At 68.0% G+C, this 4,797-nt stretch carries 5 protein-coding genes and 1 pseudogene; 1 reads left to right on the top strand and 5 read right to left on the bottom strand.

The features are described 5' to 3' along the window. Positions 1–149 precede the first annotated feature (149 nt). On the bottom strand, positions 150–1,364 hold the full coding sequence (arcA, locus tag Q0W90_RS23235) for an arginine deiminase (RefSeq protein WP_297776902.1): 1,215 nt from the start codon (positions 1,362–1,364) through the stop codon (positions 150–152). Positions 1,365–1,459: 95 nt separating this feature from the next. On the opposite strand from arcA, the gene Q0W90_RS23240 reads away from it, so the two are divergent. After that, a complete protein-coding gene (locus tag Q0W90_RS23240) occupies positions 1,460–2,056 on the top strand; it encodes an alpha-ketoglutarate-dependent dioxygenase AlkB (RefSeq protein WP_297602048.1) in 597 nt (198 codons plus the stop codon). Here the strand turns inward: Q0W90_RS23240 and Q0W90_RS23245 are convergent. From Q0W90_RS23245 to Q0W90_RS24535, 4 genes and pseudogenes are all read right to left on the bottom strand, one after another. Then, the gene (locus Q0W90_RS23245; RefSeq protein WP_297602046.1) at positions 2,053–2,703 is read right to left on the bottom strand and encodes a DUF5642 family protein; all 651 of its coding nucleotides are present in this window, start codon (positions 2,701–2,703) and stop codon (positions 2,053–2,055) included. The two genes, Q0W90_RS23240 and Q0W90_RS23245, sit on opposite strands and share 4 nt — an antisense overlap. 27 nt (positions 2,704–2,730) lie before the next feature. Beyond that, complete coding sequence (locus Q0W90_RS23250) at positions 2,731–3,420, bottom strand: DUF5642 family protein (protein ID WP_297602045.1); 690 nt, start codon at positions 3,418–3,420, stop codon at positions 2,731–2,733. A gap of 56 nt (positions 3,421–3,476) precedes the next feature. After that, complete coding sequence (locus Q0W90_RS23255; RefSeq protein ID WP_297602057.1) at positions 3,477–4,427, bottom strand: GNAT family N-acetyltransferase; 951 nt, start codon at positions 4,425–4,427, stop codon at positions 3,477–3,479. Positions 4,428–4,656: 229 nt separating this feature from the next. Further along, a pseudogene (locus Q0W90_RS24535) lies at positions 4,657–4,797 on the bottom strand (histidinol phosphate phosphatase); the annotation flags it as partial.

A 4,797-nucleotide genomic window follows, 5' to 3' on the forward strand; every position in this document is an offset into this window, starting at 1 on the left:
CGGTGCTCACCGGTATGCCGATTTCGCAGCAGACGTGGAATATGGAGATCTGGCTGCCCAGCTGGCGATGATGTCTTTGCCGCGCCGCGAGACTGTAACTAGCGACGGCGTCACTCGGGAAATGCGTTGCCACTTACAGTCTCGCGGCGTCATGAAATCGCATCGCGGGCGACGGGGCACGACATGCAGCGGGGGCCGCCGCGGCCGGTGCCCAATTCGGATCCCGCGATGGTCAGCACTTCGATACCCGCGTCCTGCAAGCGAATGTTGGTCTGCGCGTTGCGTTCGTAGGCGACGACGACGCCGGGCGCCAGCGCCAGCGTGTTGTTGCCGTCGTCCCACTGCTCGCGTTCGGCGATGACGGGATCCAGCCCGGTATCGATGACCCGTAGCTTGTCGATCTCCATCGCCTTGGCCGCGCCCTCCAAAAATGGGACCTCATCGCTGATGGCGACCCCGTCGGGCGTGCGCGCGATGGTGAACGCCGACAGCGTGTCGACGATGTTGGCGTACATCACCACCGTGTCGGTGTCGACCATCGTGCACACCGTGTCCAGGTGCATTTGCGCGCGCCGCTGCGCGATCGGCACCGCGAGCACCGTGTGCGCGAGGCCGTCGTCAAACAGGCTGCGGGCCAACGCCTCCGCACCGGCGGGGGTGGTCCGCTCGCCCACCCCGACCGCGACCACGCCGGGCGCCAGCAGCAGCACATCACCGCCCTCGACGGGTGCGGTGCGTGACTCGTAGGCTCGCCGCACCCCGGTGAACCGCGGGTGATGGGCATAGATGAGATCGGTCAACGACGCCTCACGGACCCGGGCCCGCAGCGCCAGCGTCGGAATCACCACCCGCGGTCCGATCCAGATCGACGAGTCGCGGGTGAACACCAGGTTGGGCAGCGGGTCGATGACGAAATCGCCCCCGTGGTGCATGCGCAGCACCAACGACACGTCGGTGCGGGTATCCGCGGGCAACTCGTTGAACGTCATGCCGCCCATCAGCACCTGAGCCAAGCGGGCCGGCTCCAGGCCCCGCAGGTAGCCCGAAAGCTCTTGCGCCAGAGGAACTCCCAGCCGTCGCGCGTCGACTGCAGCGGCGACGCCCTGCATCCGTGCGGCTCCGCTGTTCGTCAGCGCCTCGGTGAGCAGGTCCGACAGGAGCAGCACCTCGACTCCGCGGGCACGCAGCAGCTCGGCGAACTGGTCGTGCTCGTCTTGCGCGCGGGCGACCCACGGGAGGCCGTCGAAAAGCAGTTGGTCGACGTTGCGCGGGTTGAGCCGGAGCAACTCGGCGCCAGGGCGGTGCACGATGACCGTGCGCAGCGCGCCGACCTCGGAATTGGTGCCCAGCTCAACCACACCCACGACTCAACCGTAGCGGCGGAAAGGGCTGGACGGTCGCGGCACACGCCCGCCGCGCGCCCCGCATCATCGAACGGATGTGCGATAAACTGGTTCGCGTGGAGGTTGCGGTCCAAGGCTCCCTGTTCCAGCACACCGAGCGCAGGCAACTCGGTGACGGCGCGTTCGTCGAAATCCGCGCCGGCTGGCTGACCGATGCGGATGACCTGCTCGACGGATTGTTGTCGACGGTGCCGTGGCGCGAAGAACGCCGGCAGATGTACGACCGGGTGGTCGACGTTCCACGGCTGGTCAGCTTTCACGACCTCACCCTCGACGATCCACCGCATCCGACGTTGGCCCGGCTGCGGCGGCGGCTCAACGACATCTACGCCGGCGAGCTCGGTGAACCGTTCACCACGGTGGGGTTGTGCTGTTATCGCGACGGCTCCGACAGCGTGGCCTGGCATGGCGACACGATCGGCCGCAGCAGTTCGGAGGACACCATGGTGGCGATTGTCAGCCTGGGCGCCACCCGCTCGTTCGCGATGCGCCGCCGCGGCGGTGGCCCGTCGCTGCGGCTGCCGCAGGCACACGGGGATCTGCTGGTGATGGGTGGCTCATGCCAACGCACCTGGGAACACGCCGTGCCCAAGACCGCGGTACCCGTCGGCCCGCGGGTGAGCATCCAGTTCCGGCCGCGCGGCGTGCGCTAGCCGCGAACCGCCGTCACGGCTTTGGCGAGCAGATCGCGGGCGCGTTGGGTGTCGACCGCGGCGACGGGCTGCCCGGGGACCACCAACGGGTTGGCGATGACGATCACCTGGTAGTCGCCGAATTGTGCCGAGTAGTCATACAGCTCACCGGTGCGCGGACCGCCAGGGGTCAGGGCCTGCAGGACGCGGTGCACGCCCAGAGTGCGGGTGCTGTCGATCTGCGGCGCGTCGATCACTTGGACACCGCCGCGCAGTTGCGCCCCGGAGAAGGTGACTTTGGCGCAGTCCTTTCCGGGATCGTTGAATGGCAACGCTTTTGAGGTCTCCAGCGCGATGACCACGAACCGGTTGCCGCGGCCCTCGGCGGTGACGGCGGACATATTGCCCTGCAGGTCGGCCGGCATATCCGGCCCGCTCGCGACTTTCGCGCAGTTCGCGGGGTCGAATGTCAATCCGTCGGGCAGCTTCCGGCCGGACAGCAGCTTGGGGTCGATTCCCCGTTGGGTGATGTCGCTGACCTGGTAGTCGGGTCCGAAGCTTGATTTCACGTCGACGACCTTGTTGATGTCGACCTTCGCCGGGTGAGTGGCCGATGAGCAGCCGGCCAGGACGCAGAAGGCGGCGACCGCGAGCAACACCTTGGACATCGTGGCCAATCTACCCAAGCCGGTGGCTCAGCTGCGCAACGTGGACACCGTTTTGGCGAGCAGATCGGCGGCGAATTGCGGAGGCAGCACCGGAAGCGCCGAACCGGGATCCGTGGTCAGCGTGGTGAACGCGTAGTAGTTGCCCAGATACGCGGTGAATGTGTAGACGCGCGAGTCTATTTCGGTACCCGACTCGACCGAAGACCTGATGTCGGCCACCATGCCCAGCGTTTCGGCGCCCTCGATATGCGGGGCGTCGGCGAGGTGTACCCGCGCGACGGTGCGCCCGGCGGTCTCCGACCACTGCCCACACGCGGTGACCAGGTCGTCCGGAAAGTCCACCGGCCCCGGCAAAGCCACCACCACCGCGCCGACGATGCCGCCGCTGCCCGAGCCCGACACGCCCTGCGCCGACTGGTCACGCCCGTTTCCGGGGTCGGCCAGTACCCCGCATCGGGCCGGCTTGGCCCGCGCGTCGGCCGCAAGGCCCCAGATCACCCTCGGCGAGGCCGCGCTGGGGATTCCCGTCGTCACCTCGTAACCGGGTGGCAGCTCGCGCACCACCCGCTTGATATTGGCCGGGTTGACGGCACCGGGGCCCGCCGGAGCCGATTTCGTGGGAGTGCCCGACGGCGCGGTCCGGGGTGAGTGTCCGCAGGCCGCAACCGTCAGCGCGAGGACCGAAGCCGCCGCCGCACCAATCCAGAAGGGCCGCATGAGGAGTTGATAACACACGACGCGGCCGCACCCGTCGTCCCACGCCCGCGACGCCGTCAGCCGACGGCCTCGATCACCTGCCGGGCGACGCGCTTGATCTGCTCGACTTCGTGAGGGGGGAACGGCAGGTCCCGCCGGTGGGGCACGTCGATGACGGTGGTGATGACGCCGACGTCTTCGCGCTGCCACACCGCGCCGTAGCGGTCCATGATCGCGCGCATCGGCACGTTGTCGGAAAGCATTCGCGCGGAGAACCTTTCGATCCCGTCGATCTGGGCGGCGATGGACAGCGCACTGATCAAAAAGGTGCCGATCCCCCGGCCCTGATAGGCGTCGGCCACGGTGAAGGCGATCTCGGCGACCGTGGGGTCGCTATCGTCGCGCACGAAGCGCGCGTCGGCCACCGGGTCGCTGCCGTCGGTGACCACCCACACGAAGTGATCGACGTAGTCGACCTCCGCCAGGTAATGCATCAACGCCGGGGTGGGAATCCGCGGCGTCATGAAACGCCGATAGAGCGTGTCACTGGAGAAGTGGATGTGTCCGTGCACGGTGCGCTCGCTGTCACCGGGCAGCACCGGGCGCAGCAGCAGCTGCGTGCCGTCTCGAACTTGGATCGGGATCGGCGTGATGAACGCGGCCAGACGCTGGCGCACGGTGCGTAGCAGCCGTGACGTGATGCCGGGAATGTGCACCATGCTGGCGAAGGCCTCGGTGTCACCGATCCAACCGGTCAGTGGTTCGGCGGTGGTCACCGTTGCGGTGCGGGGGATGTCGCGCAGCAGCGCGATCTCGCCGACGATCATGCCCGGGGTCGCATGCTCGATGATCACCACGCCGTCATCGCCGACGTGTTTGATCTCCGCGGTACCCGAGGAGATCAGCAGAAACGAGACGGCCTGTTCGCCCTGCCGCATCAGCACCCGGCCGGAGGCGGCGCGCAGCGGCTGGAGGCGGCCGGCCAACTGCACAAGGTCTTCGGCGGGACTTCCCGCGAAGATGTCCATCGTCGCGAGCTCATCCGCCCGGGCGCCGGTCAGACCGGCCACCGCTAGAGACCGCCGCCCGCAGCGTCGCGACACCGGTGTGCGCGTCGCGATGCCGCCATGACCTGTCCTGCCTGCTTGCCGTCGTCTGGTGCGCCAGGCCCGGCACTCCTGGACGCGGTCGGATGGTGCCAGGTTATGAGCAGGGTCGCGGCTCCGGCAAGGATGCACGGCAATTTCGCGGACCACGCTAGTGCGCCGCTTGGGCATTCAAGATGAGCTCGACGGCGGCGGCCAGGTCGTCGACCACGATGTCGGCGTCGACGGACGGCTTCCCACCGGAGCGAAGCAGCATGGTTGCCGTTCCCGCCGCTTTGCCCGCGCTCATGTC

The organism is Mycobacterium sp. (assembly GCF_025933915.1).
In the GTDB taxonomy this organism is placed as follows: Bacteria; Actinomycetota; Actinomycetes; order Mycobacteriales; family Mycobacteriaceae; genus Mycobacterium.